This is a genomic window from Labrenzia sp. ATLA3 (genome assembly GCF_057180185.1).
Genome location: NZ_JBXUKV010000002.1, coordinates 135,808 through 155,551 on the forward strand (window position 1 = coordinate 135,808; position 19,744 = coordinate 155,551).

Sequence of the window (19,744 nt, forward strand, 5' to 3'; positions counted from 1 at the left end):
CTGTATGGCGCACAATTGCGCCTTATCTACTGAATTATATGGTGTCAGACTGCTTGAGTCGCAGCAACAAAGGTCAGCGGCATTGTTTACCCGAAAGCCGGGCAGGCAGTCGCAACGCAGATTGCGGGAAAGGTGAACCATGAGCGTTATTTCTCCCTCCACCCCAAGCGAAGAAGATCTCGCCGCCGTCGCCGAGCAAGCCGAACGCGCCGTCAGCCGCATCAGCGATGCCAAGGTTGATATCGCCCGGATCATCTTCGGTCAGGAAAATGTGGTGGAGCAATCGCTGGTCACCATTCTGGCCGGCGGCCATGGTCTTCTGGTCGGCGTGCCCGGTCTTGCCAAAACCAAGCTGGTGGAAACTCTCGGCACCGTTCTAGGCCTCGACGCCCGCCGCATCCAGTTCACACCGGATCTGATGCCCTCGGACATTCTGGGCGCCGAAGTGATGGAACAAGGCGCCGACGGCGGCCGCTCGTTCCGCTTCATTCCGGGTCCCGTCTTCTCACAGCTGCTGATGGCAGATGAAATCAACCGGGCCAGCCCCCGCACCCAGTCGGCGCTGCTGCAAGCGATGCAGGAATATCATGTGACCGTCGCCGGCCACCCGCACGATCTGCCGCGCCCCTTCCACGTGCTCGCCACCCAGAACCCGCTTGAACAGGAAGGCACCTACCCGCTGCCGGAAGCTCAGCTCGACCGGTTCCTGATGCAGATCGACGTCCACTATCCGGATCTTGAAGCCGAACGCCGCATCCTGCTGGAGACCACAGGCGCCGATCAGGCCACGGCCCAGGTGGCCATGCGCGCCGAAGAACTTTTGGAATATCAGCAACTGGTCCGGCGCATGCCCGTTGGCGAATCCGTGGTGGAGGCCATCCTGAAGCTTGTACGCTCCGCCCGTCCGGACAACAGTTCGGCCCCTTCCGATCTGACCAGCCTGATTGCCTGGGGACCGGGGCCGCGCGCCAGTCAGGCACTCATGCTGACTGTCAGGGCCCGCGCGCTGGTCGACGGACGTCTTGCGCCTTCCGTCGATGACGTGCTGGCTCTTGCCGAACCGGTCCTGCAGCACCGTATGGCGCTGACGTTTGCCGCACGGGCTGACGGGCACACCGTTCGCGACGTCATCCGCCGGGTCAAGGACCAGATCGCCTGACCCCCTTACCTTAACCAGCCAGAAAGCCGGCCGCATGGATTCGAGCAGCACTCAGGGCAGCAACCAGACAGGCATCGACGCTGAAAACTGGCCGAATGTCATCGGCGAGGCCAGATCGGTCGCGAATGCGCTGCCGGACCTGCTGGTCGAGGCGAGCCATGTCGCCAGCTCCATTATCGCCGGCTGGCATGGCAGACGCCGCGCAGGCCCGGGTGAAAGTTTCTGGCAGTTCCGCCCGTTCAACATGGGCGAACCGGCAAAGCGCATCGACTGGCGACGGTCTGCGCGCGATGACCATCTCTACGTCCGCGAACGCGAATGGGAGGCCGCGCACACGGTCTGGCTTTGGGCTGATCTGTCGCCGTCCATGGTGTTCCGCTCTCGCCTGGCAGACGTTTCCAAACGCGACCGGTCCATTGTTCTGATGCTGGCCCTTGCCGACATGCTGGCCGAAACCGGCGAGCGTATCGGATTGCCCGGTCTGACAAGGCCCTTTTCCGACCGCCGTGCCGCTGAGCGCCTGGCGGATGCACTCACCCATCTTTCCAAACCCATCGCCTATCCGGACACAATCGCCGTGCAGCGTTTTGCCGATGTTGTGCTGGTCTCCGACTTCCTCGACCCGATTGAGGAAATTGCGACATGGGTTGCCCGTGTTGCCGGCACAGGCGCGCGGGGCCATCTGGTGCAGGTGCTCGATCCCATCGAAGAAACTTTCCCGTTTGACGGCAGGGTGGAGTTCACGGATCCGGAACAGGGTGTCCGGCTGACGGCCGGGCGCGCGGAAAAATGGCGCGAAGACTACCGTAACCGCCTGGAAGCCCACAGGGCGGAAATTCGCGACATCGCCAGACGGGCCGGCTGGACCTACGTCCTGCACCACACGGATCGTCCGGCGTCCGAACCCTTGCTCGTGCTTCACAGCGCCCTGTCCGGCGCGCTGGACCTGTTACCCAAAGGAGGCATCTGACCCGTGTTCGCAGGATTGCCTCTGACATTTACCGTTCCCTGGATCCTGACCGCGCTCGCGCTGCTTCCGGTCATCTGGTGGCTGTTGCGGCTGACACCGCCGCGCCCGCGCGAGATCCGGTTTCCGCCAACCCGGCTTCTGATCGGCATCGACCAGCATGAGGAAACCCCACAGCGCAGCCCGTGGTGGCTGACGCTGCTCCGTTTGCTGATGGCGGCGATCCTGATTATCGCCCTGGCCGGGCCAATCTGGCGATCCAGCGAACCGCTCGATACAGGTGAAGGCGTTCTCTGGGTTCTGGTCGACAACGGCTGGACATCCGCCAAAGGGTGGGCTGCGCAGGTCAACACCGCCGAGCAGATCCTGACTGAAGCCGAACAGAGCGGTCAGCCGATCCTGTTTGCCGCCACAGCGGAAGGTCCCGGTCAGAGTTTTACGCCCGAGGCCGCAACCACCGCCCTTGAGAAACTTCGTGCTCTCGAGCCGCGCCCCTATCCACCGGAGCGCTCCGAACTCAGCATAGGTCTGCGCAAGGCCGCACAGGCCAACCCGCCCGGCGCCGTGATCTGGCTGTCGGACAACACCAGTACCAAGGGGCCGTTTCTGACTGACCTCGCCCAGATCTCCGGCAACGCCCCCATAACGGTGTTGACCGGGCTGGACACGCCCATGGGATTGAAAAACCTGAACAACGATACCGATGCGCTGTCTTTGACCGTTGTTCGGCATCCGGACCAGCAACAGACCACGACAACCCTTCAGGCGCTGGACCTGAAAGGCCTTGTTCTGGGTGAAGTTCAGGCGAATTTCGACGCTGGCGAGACCGAAACCGAAGCGCGTTTCGAACTGCCGAGCGAACTGCGCAACGACATTGCCCGGGTGGAAATTGCCGGCGAGGCTGCGGCAGGTGCGGTGCAACTGGTGGATGACAGCTGGCGCCGGCGCACGGTCGGCCTGATCTCCGGCCAGTCAGGTGATCTGGATCAACCGCTGCTTTCGCCACTTTATTATCTTGAACGTGCGCTTGCGCCCTTCTCCGACATTCGCCGCCCGCGCGATGCCGATATCGCCGAAGCAGTGCCATCCTTGATCGAACAGGGCATTTCCGTTTTGGTTCTGGCCGATGTCGGCCGGCTGCCGGAAACGACCACCGCGACACTACGCGACTGGATCGAGAGCGGTGGCACGCTGGTGCGGTTTGCCGGTCCGCGCACGGCAGGCGGCAGCGACGATCTCATTCCCGTGCGTCTGCGCGCCGGTGACCGCTCCCTCGGCGGATCTCTCAGCTGGAAACAGCCGCAGCATCTTGCGGATTTCCCGGAAGGCTCGCCCTTCTCCGGGCTCAGGGTGCCTGAGGAAGTCACCGTGACGCGTCAGGTCTTGGCCGAACCGACCTCGGACCTGCCGGAACGGACCTGGGCCATGCTTGAAGACGGCACACCGCTGGTAACCGCGGCTCCTCTCGGCGCCGGGTCGATGGTGCTGTTCCACGTCACGGCGGACTCGTCCTGGTCCAATCTGCCGCTGTCCGGCGTCTTCCTGAACATGCTGCGCCGGATCCTGTCGGTCTCCAATGTGGCCGCTGCCTCGGAAACCGCGGAAGACGGCACACCGGCCAAGAGCGTGCTCCCCCCCTTGCGCCTGCTTGATGGCTACGGTCATTTCGGCCCGCCGCCGGTCGAAGTTACGCCCGTGAGCGCATCTCTTTTCCGGGACGCGGAAGCCAGCCGCAGAACGCCCCCCGGTCTTTACGGCACCGAGGACGGCTTCCGTGCGCTCAATCTCATGCGCAAGGACGACGAACTTCTGCCGCTTGACCTGTCGGCGCTGGGCGACCGGGTGGCGCGAACCGCCTATCCGACCTCCGATCCATTCGATCTGAGAGCCCTGTTCTTCACGCTGGCCTTCTTGCTGATGATCCTCGACACGATTGCTGTCTTCTTGCTGGCCGGCGGGCTGGGCCGTCTCGGCCTGCGCAGCCGGACCGCCGCCACGGCGCTGGCGTTCGCCCTGGGCGCCGGCCTGCTCGCGCCTGCCGGCATCGGCATCAATCAGGCGCAGGCACAAACGGCCTCCGACGATCTTCTGGCGCTGGAGTCGACCCTGCAAACCCGTCTGGCCTATGTGCTGACGGGCAATCCGGAAATTGACGACGCCAGTGCTGCCGGTCTGTCGGGCCTGACCCAATTCCTGTCAGAGCGAACCGCCCTGGAACCCGGAGCACCGATTGCCATCGATATCGAGCGTGACGAACTGGCGTTCTACTCCCTGCTCTACTGGCCGATCGATCCGGCGGCGGACAAGCCGAACGATAAGACCATTGCCCGCATAGACACCTTCATGCGCAATGGCGGCACGATCCTGTTCGATACCCGTGACCACATCAATGCATCGGCCAACGGCTTTTCTTCCACACCGGCAACACTGAAGCTGCGGGAAATCCTGGAAGATCTAGACGTACCGCCGCTTGAACCGGTACCGCCGGATCACGTCCTGACGAAATCCTTCTACCTTCTGGATTCCTTCCCCGGTCGTTACGCGACCAGCCCGCTGTGGGTGGAAAGTCTGGAAGAAGTCGCAGCGCGTGGCGATCGTCCGGTGCGCGCGGGTGACGGTGTCTCGCCGATCCTGATCACCGGCAACGATTTTGCCGCTGCCTGGGCAATCACGGAAGCAGGCGAGTTCATGTATCCGACGGTGCCCAACAGCCCCATGCAGCGCGACTACGCGTTCCGCTCCGGGGTCAACATCGTCATGTACAGCCTGACAGGCAACTACAAGGCCGACCAGGTACACATTCCCGCTCTTCTTGAGCGTTTGGGACAATAGGAGACTAGATGGTCTGGTCACTCGCCTTCGATCCCCTCGTTCCGCTCTGGACCCTTGTGGCAGGCGGCGTCATTGTTTTGTTCCTCACGGCCTTTTCCGGGTTCCTCAACCTGCGTGGCTGGGTGCTGCGGACCCTGACGATGGCTTTGCTGCTGCTGGCGCTCGCCAATCCCGCGGTGGAACGGGAAGACAGGCAACCGCTTTCAAGCGTCGTCGCCCTCGTCGTCGATAAAAGCCAGAGCCAACGCCTCTCCGACCGCCAGTCGACAACCGACGAAGCCGTTGAGGAGCTCAAGCGCCGCATTGGCACGCTGAACGGGTTCGACCTGCGCGTTCTGGAAGCGCGGAACTCTGGCTCGGGCGATGGAACGGAAGCCTTCCGGACGCTTGCCAACGGCCTTGCGGACGTGCCGCCCGATCGGGTGGGCGGGGCAATCATCGTCACCGACGGACAGATCCACGATATTCCGGCCAATGCCGGTGCGCTGGGGTTTGACGCTCCGGTTCATGGCCTGATCACAGGCACGGTGGACGAACGCGACCGGCGTATCGTGCTCGACAAGGCCCCCCGGTTTGGCCTTGTCGATTCCGAACAGATCGTCTCAATGACCGTCGTCGATCAGGGCCGAGGCACCGGACCGGGCGATCAGGTACGCCTGACCGTGAAACGCGACGGCGATGTCATCACCGAAAGGACAGCGCGGACAGGCGAAAAGATCGACATTCCGGTCGAGATCGCCCACGGCGGCAACAATATCTTCGAATTCGACGCCGAACCGCTGTCGGATGAACTCACGACGATCAACAACAGGGCCGTCGTAACCATCGACGGTATCCGCGAAAACCTGCGTGTTCTGCTTGTCTCGGGCTCGCCGCACGCCGGTGAGCGGACCTGGCGCAATCTTCTGAAATCCGATGCCTCGGTCGATCTGGTTCACTTCACCATCTTGCGCCCGCCGGAAAAGCAGGACGGCACGCCGATCAACCAGCTGTCGCTGATCGCCTTTCCGACGCGGGAACTGTTCTCGGTGAAGATCGACGAGTTCGATCTGATCATCTTCGACCGCTACGTTCGCCGCGGTGTGTTGCCGATGCTCTATTTCGACAACATCGCCCGTTATGTGCGCGACGGCGGCGCGATGCTGCTGGCCGGCGGTCCTGATTATGCCGAAAACGGCAGCCTCTACCGCACACCGCTGGCGCCGATCCTTCCGGCCCGTCCGACCGGCACCATTCTCGAACAGCCCTACCACGCCACCCTCGCCGATATCGGCAAGCGCCATCCGGTCACCAGGGGGCTTCCCGGGTCCGAGCAGGACCCGCCGGCCTGGAGCCGCTGGTTCCGGGCGGTCGACACCGAACTCGACGCCGGTCAGGCGCTGATGTCCGGCCCCAGCGACACGCCGCTTCTGGTTCTCAACCGCGAGGGCGAAGGCCGTGTGGCCATGCTGCTGTCCGATCACGTCTGGCTCTGGGCTCGTGGATATGAAGGCGGTGGCCCGCATGTGCAGCTGTTGCGCCGCCTCGCCCACTGGCTGATGAAGGAACCGGATCTGGAAGAAGAAGCGCTGAATGTCTCCCTGCGCGGACCGGAACTGGTCATCGAACGCCAGACCCTGGGCGAGACCATCGGCGAAGTTACCGTCGAGACACCGACGGGCGACCGCACGCAGGTTGTCCTGACCGAACAGGAGCCGGGTCTGTGGCGGGGCGGAATGCCCGCTGGCGAAACCGGCCTCTTCACCGTGACCGAAGGCGACATGAGCGCGCTCATTCACGTTGGCCCCCAGAACCCGCGGGAATACACCGACGTCCTGTCCACTACCGAACCGCTGGCACCGCTCAGCGAAGCTACGGGCGGCGTGTCCGAGCGCTTGCGGGATGTGGGCGGCGATCTGACAGTCCCGCGCATCGTCTCCATGCGGCCTTCGGCGAGCTACGCCGGCAACGGCTGGCTGGGTCTGAAGGCCACCGAGGCAAGCGTCCTCAACGGCATTGACCGCTATCCCCTGATGATCGGGCTGCTCGGCCTCGCACTCCTGCTCGGTGCACTGTCCCTGACCTGGTATCGCGAAGGGCGGTAATTGAAGCACCGGCCGCCCTAGCGGCGGTCGGCACGGTGATTGAGGCGCCTACACTGGTGTTTGCGGCCCATCCTTCGAGACGGCCTGACGGCCTCCTCAGGATGAGGATGAGCATGTGGATAGGACGTTAGCCACCCTTCAACCTCATCCTGAGGAAGGCCGAAGGCCTGTCTCGAAGGATGGGTCACTTGCTCCGTCGATTTGCCCCGCTTCAGACCGAGGCAAACCAGTCCGCATTGGTGAAGAACATCGGGCCTTTCGAGAACGGCACTCTCAGGAAGCTTCCGCGACAGAGGTCGCGCCGTGCACCATCCCGCTCGGAATGTCGCCGTCGTTCAAGAGCGCGACGAGCAGCCGTGCGGGATCGACAGGCCCGGGCAAAGTGATACGCCCGAGCGGCACCTGCTGAAATCCGAAGGGACCGTAATACGGCGCATCGCCGACAAGCAGCACAACCTTGTCTCCAGCCGCAGCAGCAGCTTCCATCGCCGTGCGCATCAACGCCTTGCCGAGACCCCGGTTCTTGAAATCGGGTGAGACGGTCAGCGGCCCGAGCAACAGGGCGTCGCTCTCGCCGATGCTGATCGGGGTCAGTCTGATGGATCCCGCGACCTGGTCACCCGCAAGGCCGACGAAAGATACATCCGGACGATGCGGCACACCTTCACGGATGCGGAAAGCAGTTCGCGCAAACCGGCCGGGCCCGAAAGCTTCGGCCTGCAGTTCATCAATTGCGGAGGTGTCGGTCGCGTCTTCGGGCCGGATGACCCATGTGGTCTGTTTCATTTGGCTGGTTCCAGCAAGCAGGCAATCTTTGGAGAAAAGCGCGCCTGCCAGGGCCTGGATGAAACGTAAGGGAAATCCAGGATCAGGTCAGCCGCGACGGTGCGGACGAGAGCTATCTCGTCGGCTGGTTCGTCGTCGAAGCGTAAGACCTGCGGTCATCTATCCCAGTCTCGTTGCGTCACAGACCCGCTCGTGAGCCTGTATTTCCTGAAAGAGGAGAAGCGGTTAACACGCAACAGCTGCCTTGGTCCAGCATTTTTTGCCTGTTTCTGACAAAGCGCGAGATTGTTCACCAGGAAGGAACAGAGCATTCAATTGATTGATTTTTCGCTCGTGTGCACAACGTATCGAGGAGAATTGAAGCGAAGGAGCACAATATGGGACTGCTGGTCGACGGCGTCTGGAAAGACAAATGGTATGACACGAAATCCACAGGCGGCAAGTTCGTTCGCAAGGAATCCTCCTTTCGGAACTGGATCACTGCGGATGGATCAGCAGGCCCGACCGGAGACAGCGGTTTCAAGGCGGAAGCCGACCGCTATCATCTGTTCGTTTCCTACGCCTGCCCCTGGGCGCATCGCACCCTCGTGTTCCGCAAGCTCAAGAAGCTGGAAGACCTGATTCCCGTAACCGCCGTGCAAGCCTTGATGTTGGAAAACGGTTGGGAATTTCCGGAAATCGAACCGCTGACCGGCGCCAAATACGCCTGGCACGTTTATACCAAGGCTGACCCTGGCTACAGCGGCCGTGCGACCGTGCCTATCCTCTGGGACAAGAAGCAGAACACGATCGTCAGCAACGAGTCGTCCGAGATCATCCGGATGTTCAATTCGGCCTTCAACGACCTGACAGGCTCACAACTGGACTTTTATCCGTCGGCCCTGCGTGGCGAGATCGACAGCATCAACGAGCGCGTCTATGACGCCATCAACAATGGCGTTTACAAATCCGGTTTCGCGACCACGCAGGAAGCCTATGAAGAGGCCGTGACGGAACTGTTCACGGCACTCGACGAAGTGGAAGACCGCCTGTCCCGGCAGCGCTATCTGGTGGGTGACCGCATGACGGAAGCCGACTGGCGGCTGTTTACAACGCTTCTGCGGTTCGATGCCGTTTATTTCGGGCATTTCAAATGCAACATCCGCCGGATTGAAGATTATCCGAACCTGTCGAATTACCTGCGCGAGCTGTACCAGGTGCCCGAGGTGTCCGATACGGTCGATATGGAGACCATCAAGAAGCATTATTACGGGTCTCATGAGACCGTGAACCCCACCCGGATCGTTCCGGTCGGGCCTGAGCTGGACTTCACACGTCCTCACGACCGCGAACGGTTCAAGGCAGCCGCCTGACTATTTTGGGAAAATCAGTTTCGGCAGAACCCGCCCCACCTCGGAGGGGTCCTGCCGGAACAAACAGAGCCGGGCTTCACCACCTGCCGCCTTCAAGAGGCCGCCCGGAGCGAAACTCATCGAGCCTGCGGGCGGTCGACCGGGTCAGGCCCTCCGGCAACGCCTCCATGGTAAAAAAGGCCGCTTCCTCGATCTCCGCATTGGGCTGAAGAAAACTGTCGGCCTCTCGCCATTCGGACATGTGATAAAGGCCGACATGATCCCGGCCCGTCGCCTCTTCGTTCAGGAATATGTTGAGAAGCCTTGGCCGGGTGGCAGAGACGACGCCCGCCTCCTCCAGAACCTCCCTGCAGGCGGCCTCCTCCATGGTCTCGCCCTTGTCCACTCCGCCGCCAGGCAAGTACCATCCGGCGACATAACTGTGCCGCACAAGCAGGACCCGATTACCTGCGTCTTCGACGATTACCCGGACGCCAAGCGTGAACGGATTCCGAACCAGTCCAATTCCCTGGATCAGACGGGTCGTCACCGACCTCGGCAGAATTGACAATATCCTTAACATTTTCAATACCTTACCTGATCCAAAGGCGAAGTAAAACTTTTTTAACCCATGCAATCCCCGCAGGGCTGACCCGTGAGAATAACGCTCCTCCTTTGTGCATCGTGTGCATATATATCGGGCAACTTGATGAATTCGAGGGCAGCCCTCCCGGCAGCCCGAACCTGAAGGATAAACCCTATGTTCAACGCCCTTTTTGGCAAACGCCGCCGCAATCGCGCTCATTACCAGTGGAAGCCGGCTATCGACCTGACAAACCCGCGCATCGTCGCAGCCCTGACCACTTTCCCGGCCAACTAAATTCGGTCGAAGGAACCTGTACGGAGAAGTCCCATGTTCGGATTTTTGAATGTTGTTGGTGCGACGCTGCGCGAAACCACGCGCTCCGCAGACAATAACACCGGCAAGGCGCCGAAAGCCGCAAAGGTGGTAAAACCGGTCAAATAACCGGACTTCCGGCAGTTCCGAAACTCAAATGAAGACGCCGCGTCATTTTCCCTTGACGCGGCGCTTTTCGTTTTGAAGATGCGCGACCATGTCCACATTCAAACTCGCTCATCTTTCCGACCCCCATTTGGGCCCCCTTCCGGACCCGAAGCTCCTGCAGCTCTTTTCCAAACGCATCCTTGGCTACCTCAACTGGCGCCGTAACCGGTCCAGGATCATGGGCGCCAGCTATCTGGAACAGCTCGTCGAGGACATGAAGGAGCAGGCACCCGACCATATCGCTGTGACTGGCGATCTGGTGAACATCGCCCTGCCTCTCGAAATCAGCGGCGCACGCACCTGGCTTGAAGAAATCGGCCCGCCGGAGGACGTCTCCGTTGTTCCGGGAAATCACGATGCCTATGTGCCGGGCGCCGTTCGCCGGGCCCGCGCTGCATGGTGGCCCTACATGCGCGGCGACGGCGCGGGCGAGGCACCGTCCAAGGGCACCAAATCGCAGGCTACCTTTCCCTATGTGCGCAAACGGGACGGCATTGCCCTTGTCGGCGTGACGACCGGCCGGGCCAGCGCGCCCTGGTTTGCGACCGGACGCGTCGGCAGCAAACAGAGCAAACGCCTGCGCGCAACCCTTGAGGAACTGGGCCGGGACGGTTTCTTTCGCGTGGTAATGCTCCATCATCCCCCGTTCCACCATGCCACCCGTTGGCACAAGCGCCTGTCCGATGCCTCCAGGGTGCGTGCAGTTGTCAAACGGGCCGGTGCGGAGCTCATCCTGCATGGCCATACCCATATTGACAGTTTCGAGCATATCGAGGGCCCGGACGGTCCTGTCCCCGTGGTTGGCGTGCCATCGGCCACCAGCGCGCCCGGCGGCAAGAAGCCCCCGGCCCGCTACAATCTGTTCCAGATTGAAAAGACAAACGAAGGCTGGACCTGCCAGATGGAAGAGCACGGCTTTTCCATGCCGAACGAACCGGTGAAGCTTTTGAGCGAGCGGCAAGTAGAGATACCGAGCCGCAGGTCCTGAGGCCATCTGCCCAGGACTGAAAATCTGATTGAGGGAGCACGCATTCACGGATGCGGTTCCCTCCAGAAGCTCTAAAGGGTCCCATCGCCGGACCCGAACAATTCGAGCGGACGAGCGAACAGATGCTGCCTTGCCATCAACACCCGCTTATCGGCATCGCAGCGTTAAATTGCTGGACAATCGTCAGCTAATGGACCTGCAGATCAGGTAAACAGGCGAAAATCCGCGTTAGAGCGGATTGGCAAACCAGGCAAAGGCGATCAGTCCGACCACACCGGCAGCCAGGCCGATGCCGAAGGCTCCCGCAACGGCCATCCAAGGCGTACGGCTCTCCTTGACGCGTACGACCTTACTGTCGAGCGCCACCTGCCGCAGCCGGTTGTTGAGCCAGTCGCCTTCCAGCGCCTTTTCCCGTTCCAGCACACGCTCTGCAATATACTCAGTCAGACAATCGGCCATGTCATCGATATTGGCCGTCTCCAGAATAACCACCCGGCCCAGGCGCGTATCCTTCAGGAACCGGTAGGTGCGCCGGTCTCCGCCAACCGCCACGTGGCTGGTTGCGTCGATCCACAGCCGCGGCGTAGAGCCGGAAATGATCTGAAGGGAAAACTGGTCGTCGTCTTCAGGTATTTCCTTGAAAACGTCCTTCAGTTCGTCCGCGAGCATATCCAGCCGGGCACGTTCGGTTTCCTGCAGCTCAACCACCACGTCCGAACGTTCGACTTCGCCAAGCTGAACCTTACGGATTGCATCGCGCAAGGATCGCATGCGCGTATGTGGAACGACGTTATCCTGCATTTCAGACATGGGGTACACGAGACTCCGTTGTACTGCCTTTGGTGAATCAAGTCTTAACTGACTCTATCGCGAGTGAAACAGCCACACGGGCCTCACCTGCGAGCTATCCACTGGCAATGATCCAAACATGGTTAACAGAGATTAAGGTATTTTTGGCTCTCGCGCCAGCAACCGACCGCTGGCCTGTCAGCTATTCATGGGGTAAGCAGGAACATACTGCGATTGCGGAGTTTCGCTCATGAACGTGGACGGCAAGAAATATCGCACGATCTGGCTGGCAGAAGAGGACGGCCCGGTCGAAATCATCGATCAAACCCGGTTTCCACACACCTTCGAAACCGTGTTGCTCCACACCATGGAAGACGCCGCTCACGCGATCAGGGTCATGCAGGTGCGTGGTGCACCGCTGATCGGAGCAACAGCCGCCTACGGCGTCGCGCTGGCCATGCGAGCCGATTCTTCGGACGACAATCTCCATGCCGCCTGTTCGTCCCTTCTGGAAACCCGGCCAACAGCCGTCAACCTTCAGTGGGCGCTCGACAAGGCGCGACGGAGGCTTGTCCAGATAGCGCCCGAAATTCGCGAGGAAGCGGCCTTCAAGCTGGCGAATGACATCTGCGACGAGGACATCGCCATCAACATGGCCATCGGCATGCACGGCATGGAGCTGATCGCTGCCATATCAAGGCTCAAGCGGACCGGTGAGCCGGTCAACATCCTCACCCACTGCAATGCCGGCTGGCTGGCCACAGTCGACTGGGGCACCGCGACGGCGCCGATCTACATGTCCCACGACGGCGGTATTCCCGTCCATGTCTGGGTCGATGAAACCCGCCCTCGCAACCAGGGAGCATTTCTGACCGCCTGGGAACTCGGTCACCACGGTGTGCCGCACACGGTCATTGTCGACAATGCCGGCGGTCACCTGATGCAGCATGGCGAAGTTGATATCGTCATCACCGGAACCGACCGCACCACCGCCACCGGCGATGTCTGCAACAAGATCGGCACCTATCTGAAGGCTCTGGCGGCGAAGGACAACAACGTGCCCTTCTACGTCGCGCTGCCGTCGCCGACCATCGACTTTTCCCTGTCAGACGGCCTCCGGCAGATCCCGATCGAGGAGCGCGGCGGCGATGAGGTCAGCCACATTACCGGCCGCACCAGTGCCGGTGAGGTCGAAACGGTGGAGATCGTTGCGGATGGCTCCCCCGTTGGCAATCCGGCTTTCGATGTGACCCCGGCCCGCCTCGTCACCGGTCTCATCACCGAGCGCGGAGTTCTGGAGGCAAACCGCAAGGCCATCGCAGATGCCTTTCCGGAGCGGGTACGCGCAAGCGCCTGAACGGCCCGACCCGAAAATCAGCAGCACCCGTCCAGAGCAAGGAGCCCATCCTTCGAGACAGCACTTCGCGCTTCCTCAGGATGAGGGCGGTGTATGCGTTGCTTGCTAGCGGGTTTGGTGCGTTTTCAAAGACCGTCTGAGCTCGCAAGCCCCCTGCCCGTTTCAGAGACTCGCCAATTTCAGCTTCCGCCGATCACCGGCACATGCGGCGCTCTATCGGGTCCGAGCAGCCCCAGCAGGCGCGGGTCTTCGGCAACTTCGATGGCACGCCCGTAGGGTTTGAAGCCGCAGGCCCTGTAGAACGCCAAAGCCTGAGGGCTGTCACCGGTGCAGGTGTGCACCCACAGGCGTTTCGTTTCCGGGCGGGACCAGACGATATCCAGCGCCTGGGCCATCAACCAGCGCCCAAGCCCGCCACCGATGGCGCCCGGCACCAGGCCGAAATAGGCAAGTTCCGGCTCCTCCGGGTTGGCAAAATCCAGTTCCAGGGTTCCGACAGGTTTGCCATCGATCATGGGAAGGTAGTTCTCGCGCCCCGGTTCGGCGAGCAATTGCCTCAGCGTCGCATCGTCATGGACCAGCCTGCCGAACCAGATCCAGTCCTCGCCCACCTCGCGGAACAGTTTGCGATAGCTGTCCGGATCCGGCGTCTCCCACCTCTCCAGCGTCACATCGCTGCGCGGCGGGGCAAGCGGCGTTTCCGGCGCCTGAAGCATTTCCAGAAACGTCACCACGAAGGCAACCTTGCCCTCAGGGATATCCGTATAGCCATCGAGGTTGAGCACTTGCGTCGACATGAAAACTCCAGATTGCCGTGTCTTTGGCAGGACTTACCAAATGCCGGGATCATCGCCAAGCACGACGGGCAGAATGCGCCTGATTAAGGGCTTGTTAACCATCTTCACACACAGTCTGTTCAGATCTCCAGGAAGGAGCTGCCATGGCAAAGGTCGGAAACTACGTCCAGCGGGACTACCACAAAACCTTCAGCACGAAGCGGAAGTCGACTTGGTCTGACTACAACAAGGCCTGGAACGGACGCCGTCAGGGGGCGTCGCAGAAAATGCAGCAGCTTCGCAATCTGGCCTCCACATTCGCGACCATCAACACGCAGGCCGCTCAGACAAACACCATGTTTGTCATGCAGAACCAGGGTCGGCTCGGTGGTTATGCAAACCAGACAGCGGCTATGGCCCGCATTAACGTGCTCGTCTAGTTTTCCGTGCGAACAGCCAGGCGAATGACCTAGCGATCTCTCTTTTCCAAACAAAAGTTACGCAACGTCTTCGGGCGATTGCCCCGTTAAGAAAGTGTTCATTCCTTCAGGAGCTATGCTGATTCAGTCTTTTGAAAAGGCAATCGCATGGCCAAGGTCAGCACCTACTTCCAACGGGATTATTCCAGACGTTTCAGCTCCAGCAAGAAGTTCACGCTGGCTGAGCACAACAAGGCATGGGCAAAGCGGCGTCAGGCGGCTGCAAAGCGCATCGACCAGTTGAACAACTTCGCTTACGTGATGCAATCGATCAACACCCAGTCCTCACAGGCCAACACGCTGTTCGTCATGCAGAACCAGGGGCGGCTCGGCACATACGCCAGCCAGACCGCAGCCATGGCCAGGATAAACGTGGTGGTTTAAAGCGCAGCGGCCCAGATCCCCAGGCGCTCAACGGAGCCTTGTTGAACGCACCGGCGATTACGCCACCTCAGATCGAACCGATAGTCTTCAGCTTGATCCGCGGATGAACCTCCGCCTGGCTCATGATCGTCGTATGCGCGCGGAAGCGCTCGACGATGGAGCGGACAAACGGACGGGTCTGCGGCGAGGTCAACAGCACGGGAACCTCGCCCTGCTGGGCAGCGTGCTCGAACGCATCGCGGACACCCCCGACGAATTCCTGCAGCTTGCTCGGCTGCATGGCGAGCTGGCGGTCGTCGCCCTCGCCGATGATGGATTCCAGGAAAGCCTGCTCCCACTGCGGCGACAGCGCGATCAGCGGCAGATAGCCACCCGGGGCAAGATTGGCGGCGCAGATCTGCCTGCCGAGCCGGCTCCGCACGTGTTCGGCGATGGTGTCCGTGTTGCGGGTCATGCCGGTTGCTTCGGAAACGCCTTCCAGAATGGTTCCGAGATCCCGCACCGAAATGCGTTCTCCCAGCAGCGTCTGCAACACACGCTGAATACCGGAAACGGTGATCTGGGACGGGATCAGGTCCTCCACCAGCTTGGCCTGTTCGCCCTGCAGTTCCTTGAGCAGCTTCTGAACGTCGCCATAGGTCAGGAGTTCGCTGATGTTGGCCTTGATGGTCTCGGTCAGATGCGTGGACAGAACGGTTGCCGGGTCCACCACCGTATAGCCGCGCAGAGAGGCATCTTCGCGGTACTGGGCTTCCACCCAGGTCGCGGGAAGGCCGAAGGTGGGCTCCGTGGTATGCGTGCCCGGCAGCTTGACCTGTCCACCTGCCGGATCCATCACCATGAAGTGGTTCGGATAGAGCACACCACGCCCGGCCTCGACCTCCTTGACCTTGATGACATAATCGTTCGCGCCGAGCTGAATGTTGTCGAGGATGCGCACCGGCGGCATGATCACGCCCATGTCGCCCGCAATCTGGCGGCGCAGGGCCTTGATCTGTTCGGTCAGAACATCGCTGTCGCCCGTGGCCTTGCCGTTGATCAGCGGCAGCAGCGCATAGCCCAGCTCGATCCGCAGTTCGTCCATCTTCAAGGCGTCGGTAATGGGCGGCTCGGGCGGCGGCTTGGGCGCAGATGCCACCGCCTTGACCATCTCGGCCTTGGCGGCAGCCAGCTTCTTTTTCGCCCCGACGGAAAACGCCAGATAGCCGGCAAGGCCGGCAAGACCGAAGAACGGGATCATCGGCATGCCCGGAAGCAGCGCCAGGATCACCATCACCGCCGCAGACATGCCGAGAGCCTTCGGATAGCCTGTGAACTGGCTCGTCAGTGCCTTGTCGGCCGCGCCATGAACGCCAGCCTTGGAAACGAGAAGACCGGCGGCAGTGGAGACGATCAGTGCCGGGATCTGGGAGACGAGACCATCACCAATGGTCAGAAGCGTGTAGTTGTTGGCGGCCTCGGTGAAGGTCAGATCCATCTGGGCAACGCCGATGAAGATCCCGCCGAGAATATTGATGAAGGTGATCAGAAGGCCGGCGATGGCATCGCCGCGCACGAATTTGGACGCACCGTCCATGGCACCGAAGAAGGCACTTTCGTCTTCCAGCGCCTTGCGGCGAGACTTGGCTTCCGCTTCATCGATGAGACCTGCGGACAGATCCGCGTCGATCGCCATCTGCTTGCCTGGCATGGCATCCAGGGTAAAGCGCGCCGCGACTTCCGCGATACGGCCGGAACCCTTTGTGATAACGACGAAGTTCACGATCACCAGGATCGCGAACACGATGATCCCGATGACGAAGTTCCCGCCCATGACAAGGTTGCCGAAGGACTGGATGACGTTGCCCGCCGCCGCCGTTCCTTCATGCCCGTTTGCCAGGATCAGCCGTGTTGAGGAAATGTTGAGACCGAGCCGAAGCATCGTCGCAATCAGCAACACCGTCGGGAAGGACGAGAATTCCAGAGGCCGCTGGATGAACAGCCCCGTCATGAGAACCATGACGGAAAAGATGATGGACACCGCCAGAAAGGTATCCAGCATCACGGGCGGCATCGGCAGGATCAGAAGTGTCAGGATGACCAGAATGCCGGTGGCAAGACCGACGTCGCCCCGGCGAAGGGTGTCAACCATCTCCCTCAGGAAGGGAAGGCCGGCAAAACCGGCGTCTGCGGCGGGCGCAGCCGTCTGCTGCTCCGCTGAGGGGCCTTCCGGTCTGGGTTGTTGGCCTGCTGCCGTGTCCGACATTTCTATTCTGGTTTCCTGTGACCGCCACCCGGATTACCGGGCGCTCTGTTGGTCTTTGTTATGGTTCCTGCCGGTCCGATCAGGCCCGGGCTTCACCTGGTCCGGGAACGCTTACGCCCTCATCGGTATATTGATTCAGCTTGTTGCGCAGCGTCCGGATTGAAATACCCAGTATTTTTGCTGCATGGGTGCGGTTACCGAGGCAATGATCGAGCGTGTCGAGAATGAGGTCGCGCTCCACATCGGCAACGGTTCGTCCGACGAAGGACCGCGTAACGGCCTCGGCCGTCTGTGCAGCCCGCTCCGCGGCCCCCTTGGACACCGTCAGCGGCGTGCCGTCCGGCATGCGGATCGCTTCGACGCCAATTTCCCCGCCGGACGCCAGCAGCACCGACCGGTGCATGGTGTTTTCCAGTTCCCGCACGTTGCCCGGCCACGGATTGGACATCAGCGCCTGACGGGCTTCCACAGACAGCGGCCGCACGGGCATGCCGTTGGCTTCCGAATAGTGCTTTATGAAGAAGTGGGCGAGTTCCATGATATCTGCCGGCCGCTCGCGCAACGCCGGCAGCTTCAGGTTCACCACATTGAGGCGGAATAGCAGGTCCTCGCGAAAATGCCCCTGACGCACGCTTTCGGCAAGATCCCGGTTGGACGTTGCCAGAATACGGATGTTGACCGGAACCGGGCGCGTGCCGCCCACGCGGTCGATCACCCGTTCCTGAATGGCGCGCAGCAGCTTGGCCTGCAGACGAACGTCCATTTCCGAGATTTCATCCAGCAGCAGCGTGCCACCGTCAGCTTCCTCGAACTTGCCGATCCGCCGGGCAACCGCACCGGTGAAGGCGCCCTTCTCGTGACCGAACAGCTCCGATTCCAGAAGATGTTCGGGGATCGCCGCACAGTTGATCGAGATAAACGGCTTGGACGCCCGGTTCGAGCATTTGTGCACGTGGCGGGCAATGACTTCCTTACCCGTACCGCTTTCACCGGTGATCAGCACCGAGGCATCCGATGGCGCGACCTGTTCGGCCAGCTTGACCACCGAGGCCATGGCATCGTCCCGGTAGATCAGATCGCCCCGCTCCTGCGCGACGGCTGCCAGCACGGCGGCGATCAACTCCGGATCGGGCGGCAGCGGAATATATTCCTTCGCGCCTGCCCGGATGGCGGAGACAGCCGCCTGAGCATCCGTTTCCACGCCGCAGGCCACCACCGGCACATGAACGCGTTCGTTCTGAAGTTTCTGGATCAGCCCGGCGATGTCGAGATGAACCTCGACCATCATGAGGTCCGCCCCGCGTCCGGACCGCAGAACCTTCAGCGCTCCTTCAATATCGTCCGCATGGGTGACCTGAGCCCCGCCCTGCATCGCAATCTTGGAAGCCGTCGTCAGCTGACCGCCGAGCGTTCCGACAATTAACAGCCGCATGCGTTACGCTCCCTATCGATCCGTCTTGATGATTTCAGTCATGGTCACGCCCAGCTTGTCTTCCACCAGGACGACTTCGCCACGGGCAACCAACCGGTCGTTCACATAGATATCGATGGCTTCCCCCACCTTCCGGTCGAGTTCCAGAACGGTTCCGGACCCCAGTTTCAACAGGTCCGACACATGCATTCTGGAATGTCCCAGGACTGCGGAAATGCGAACGGGAACGTCGAAGACGGCCTCAAGGTCGGCCGCGGATTGCGGTGCATGCGGTTCGCCATCGTCGAGCGGGCGCTCCGGCGCCTCGAGCTCGTCGAGCGGAATGTTATGGTCTTGCTCGTCGCTCATGCGTCAGTTTCCTTTTCCGCCGACGTGTCGGAGGTCTTGCTGCGTCTTTCCGCGCTACGCCCGCGCAGGTAGGAACGAATGCTGGCATCGATTTCGGCTTCGATTGCCTTGCGGTCGCGTCTGATACCGCCGTCGGCCCACTCTATATGGCAATCGCCACGGCCAATTTCAGGTTCCCCGAGGATGACCAGCCGTCCCTCGAAGCCCTTCTCGTGAATGATCGGATCCACCTGAGCCTTCAGCGCTTCGACATCCTTCTCGGCGATCCGGATGACGAGATGCGGCGCCTTGCGCAACGGTCCCAGGCATTCTGACACCAAAGCCACCGTCTCGGCCAGCGGCTGACGCGCAATCAGATGGGCACACAGACGTCTGGCCACAAGAAAAGCAAGGCTGATGGCATCTTTCTCACGATCCGCCACCTGGCCATCCAGGGTGTCCAGAACGCGGCCGACCGCATCGACGAGTTGGCCGACTTCCGCCGTGAGCAGGGTCTCCTGCTTGGTCTGCAGATCCTGAAGCGCTTTCACGCGGCCTTCCTCGAAAGCCTGCGCCTTTGCCTTCTTCAGCAGTTCCTCATGCTGGGCCACCGGAATCATCGGTATCTCCGGCTCGACGGGTGCGACCTCTTCCGGCGCTTCAGGCTCGGAAAAGTCAACGTTGAACAGAAATTTCGATGGGTTGGTCATGCGTCCCATTTTGCTGTAAGTGCCTGCCGCTT

At 61.2% G+C, this 19,744-nt stretch carries 17 protein-coding genes; 9 read left to right on the forward strand and 8 right to left on the reverse strand.

The annotated features are described in order from the left end of the window. The first annotated feature begins 139 nt into the window (after positions 1-139). Genes AC2A6O_RS05160 through AC2A6O_RS05175 form a run of 4 tightly spaced genes read left to right on the forward strand, consistent with a single transcriptional unit; the run spans position 140 to position 7,042 of the window. Positions 140-1,159: an AAA family ATPase gene (locus AC2A6O_RS05160; RefSeq protein WP_148585764.1), complete on the forward strand. Its 1,020-nt coding sequence runs from the start codon at positions 140-142 to the stop codon at positions 1,157-1,159. 34 nt (positions 1,160-1,193) lie between these two features. After that, the gene (locus AC2A6O_RS05165) at positions 1,194-2,129 is read left to right on the forward strand and encodes a DUF58 domain-containing protein (protein WP_148585763.1); all 936 of its coding nucleotides are present in this window, start codon (positions 1,194-1,196) and stop codon (positions 2,127-2,129) included. 3 nt (positions 2,130-2,132) lie between these two features. Next, the gene (locus AC2A6O_RS05170) at positions 2,133-4,958 is read left to right on the forward strand and encodes a DUF4159 domain-containing protein (RefSeq protein WP_498926023.1); all 2,826 of its coding nucleotides are present in this window, start codon (positions 2,133-2,135) and stop codon (positions 4,956-4,958) included. Between the two features lie 8 nt (positions 4,959-4,966). Continuing rightward, positions 4,967-7,042 carry a hypothetical protein gene (locus tag AC2A6O_RS05175; RefSeq protein ID WP_148585761.1) on the forward strand — a complete coding sequence of 692 codons (2,076 nt, stop codon included), beginning with the start codon at positions 4,967-4,969 and terminating at the stop codon, positions 7,040-7,042. A gap of 273 nt (positions 7,043-7,315) precedes the next feature. Here AC2A6O_RS05175 and AC2A6O_RS05180 read toward each other — a convergent pair whose 3' ends face one another. Beyond that, positions 7,316-7,828: a GNAT family N-acetyltransferase gene (locus AC2A6O_RS05180; RefSeq protein WP_148585760.1), complete on the reverse strand. Its 513-nt coding sequence runs from the start codon at positions 7,826-7,828 to the stop codon at positions 7,316-7,318. A gap of 377 nt (positions 7,829-8,205) precedes the next feature. Between AC2A6O_RS05180 and AC2A6O_RS05185 the strand changes: the two genes are divergently transcribed. Next, positions 8,206-9,180 carry a glutathione S-transferase family protein gene (locus AC2A6O_RS05185; RefSeq protein WP_148585759.1) on the forward strand — a complete coding sequence of 325 codons (975 nt, stop codon included), beginning with the start codon at positions 8,206-8,208 and terminating at the stop codon, positions 9,178-9,180. Positions 9,181-9,256: 76 nt separating this feature from the next. On the opposite strand, the gene AC2A6O_RS05190 is transcribed toward AC2A6O_RS05185, so the two are convergent. Next, positions 9,257-9,709, reverse strand: coding sequence for an NUDIX domain-containing protein (locus tag AC2A6O_RS05190; protein ID WP_498926024.1), 453 nt, complete (start codon positions 9,707-9,709; stop codon positions 9,257-9,259). Positions 9,710-10,274: 565 nt separating this feature from the next. Between AC2A6O_RS05190 and AC2A6O_RS05195 the strand changes: the two genes are divergently transcribed. Beyond that, a complete protein-coding gene (locus AC2A6O_RS05195) occupies positions 10,275-11,213 on the forward strand; it encodes a metallophosphoesterase family protein (protein WP_498926025.1) in 939 nt (312 codons plus the stop codon). A gap of 228 nt (positions 11,214-11,441) precedes the next feature. On the opposite strand, the gene AC2A6O_RS05200 is transcribed toward AC2A6O_RS05195, so the two are convergent. Beyond that, complete coding sequence (locus AC2A6O_RS05200; RefSeq protein WP_148585756.1) at positions 11,442-12,023, reverse strand: hypothetical protein; 582 nt, start codon at positions 12,021-12,023, stop codon at positions 11,442-11,444. 229 nt (positions 12,024-12,252) lie between these two features. Between AC2A6O_RS05200 and mtnA the strand changes: the two genes are divergently transcribed. Beyond that, positions 12,253-13,359, forward strand: a complete 1,107-nt coding sequence (gene mtnA, locus AC2A6O_RS05205) for an S-methyl-5-thioribose-1-phosphate isomerase (RefSeq protein ID WP_148585755.1) — start codon at positions 12,253-12,255, stop codon at positions 13,357-13,359. A 179-nt stretch (positions 13,360-13,538) separates the two neighbouring features. Here the strand turns inward: mtnA and AC2A6O_RS05210 are convergent, their stop codons facing one another. After that, complete coding sequence (locus tag AC2A6O_RS05210; RefSeq protein ID WP_498926026.1) at positions 13,539-14,156, reverse strand: GNAT family N-acetyltransferase; 618 nt, start codon at positions 14,154-14,156, stop codon at positions 13,539-13,541. 143 nt (positions 14,157-14,299) lie between these two features. Between AC2A6O_RS05210 and AC2A6O_RS05215 the strand changes: the two genes are divergently transcribed. Next, on the forward strand, positions 14,300-14,575 hold the full coding sequence (locus AC2A6O_RS05215) for a flagellar biosynthesis protein (RefSeq protein WP_148585753.1): 276 nt from the start codon (positions 14,300-14,302) through the stop codon (positions 14,573-14,575). A gap of 147 nt (positions 14,576-14,722) precedes the next feature. Then, the gene (locus tag AC2A6O_RS05220; protein WP_498926027.1) at positions 14,723-14,998 is read left to right on the forward strand and encodes a flagellar biosynthesis protein; all 276 of its coding nucleotides are present in this window, start codon (positions 14,723-14,725) and stop codon (positions 14,996-14,998) included. A 67-nt stretch (positions 14,999-15,065) separates the two neighbouring features. Here AC2A6O_RS05220 and flhA read toward each other — a convergent pair whose 3' ends face one another. The 4 genes from flhA to AC2A6O_RS05240 all read right to left on the reverse strand — a co-directional run bounded on the left by flhA (position 15,066) and on the right by AC2A6O_RS05240 (position 19,712). Then, positions 15,066-17,243: a flagellar biosynthesis protein FlhA gene (gene flhA / locus AC2A6O_RS05225; protein WP_148585751.1), complete on the reverse strand. Its 2,178-nt coding sequence runs from the start codon at positions 17,241-17,243 to the stop codon at positions 15,066-15,068. Positions 17,244-17,322: 79 nt separating this feature from the next. After that, a complete protein-coding gene (flbD, locus tag AC2A6O_RS05230) occupies positions 17,323-18,675 on the reverse strand; it encodes a sigma-54-dependent transcriptional regulator FlbD (protein WP_148585750.1) in 1,353 nt (450 codons plus the stop codon). Between the two features lie 12 nt (positions 18,676-18,687). Next, positions 18,688-19,023, reverse strand: a complete 336-nt coding sequence (gene fliN / locus AC2A6O_RS05235) for a flagellar motor switch protein FliN (protein WP_148585749.1) — start codon at positions 19,021-19,023, stop codon at positions 18,688-18,690. Beyond that, positions 19,020-19,712 carry a FliH/SctL family protein gene (locus tag AC2A6O_RS05240; protein ID WP_209001240.1) on the reverse strand — a complete coding sequence of 231 codons (693 nt, stop codon included), beginning with the start codon at positions 19,710-19,712 and terminating at the stop codon, positions 19,020-19,022. The genes fliN and AC2A6O_RS05240 overlap by 4 nt, the downstream gene beginning before the upstream one ends. Between the last annotated feature and the right edge of the window lie 32 nt (positions 19,713-19,744).

Coding starts and splice junctions, on each gene's coding strand:
- AC2A6O_RS05175 (WP_148585761.1), top strand. CDS start 4,967: ATGGTCTGGTCACTCGCCTTCGATCCCCTCGTTCCGCTCTGGACCCTT.
- AC2A6O_RS05180 (WP_148585760.1), bottom strand. CDS start 7,828: ATGAAACAGACCACATGGGTCATCCGGCCCGAAGACGCGACCGACACC.
- flhA (WP_148585751.1), bottom strand. CDS start 17,243: ATGTCGGACACGGCAGCAGGCCAACAACCCAGACCGGAAGGCCCCTCA.
- AC2A6O_RS05200 (WP_148585756.1), bottom strand. CDS start 12,023: ATGTCTGAAATGCAGGATAACGTCGTTCCACATACGCGCATGCGATCC.
- AC2A6O_RS05165 (WP_148585763.1), top strand. CDS start 1,194: ATGGATTCGAGCAGCACTCAGGGCAGCAACCAGACAGGCATCGACGCT.
- AC2A6O_RS05195 (WP_498926025.1), top strand. CDS start 10,275: ATGTCCACATTCAAACTCGCTCATCTTTCCGACCCCCATTTGGGCCCC.
- AC2A6O_RS05215 (WP_148585753.1), top strand. CDS start 14,300: ATGGCAAAGGTCGGAAACTACGTCCAGCGGGACTACCACAAAACCTTC.
- fliN (WP_148585749.1), bottom strand. CDS start 19,023: ATGAGCGACGAGCAAGACCATAACATTCCGCTCGACGAGCTCGAGGCG.
- flbD (WP_148585750.1), bottom strand. CDS start 18,675: ATGCGGCTGTTAATTGTCGGAACGCTCGGCGGTCAGCTGACGACGGCT.
- AC2A6O_RS05210 (WP_498926026.1), bottom strand. CDS start 14,156: ATGTCGACGCAAGTGCTCAACCTCGATGGCTATACGGATATCCCTGAG.
- AC2A6O_RS05220 (WP_498926027.1), top strand. CDS start 14,723: ATGGCCAAGGTCAGCACCTACTTCCAACGGGATTATTCCAGACGTTTC.
- mtnA (WP_148585755.1), top strand. CDS start 12,253: ATGAACGTGGACGGCAAGAAATATCGCACGATCTGGCTGGCAGAAGAG.
- AC2A6O_RS05160 (WP_148585764.1), top strand. CDS start 140: ATGAGCGTTATTTCTCCCTCCACCCCAAGCGAAGAAGATCTCGCCGCC.
- AC2A6O_RS05240 (WP_209001240.1), bottom strand. CDS start 19,712: ATGACCAACCCATCGAAATTTCTGTTCAACGTTGACTTTTCCGAGCCT.
- AC2A6O_RS05185 (WP_148585759.1), top strand. CDS start 8,206: ATGGGACTGCTGGTCGACGGCGTCTGGAAAGACAAATGGTATGACACG.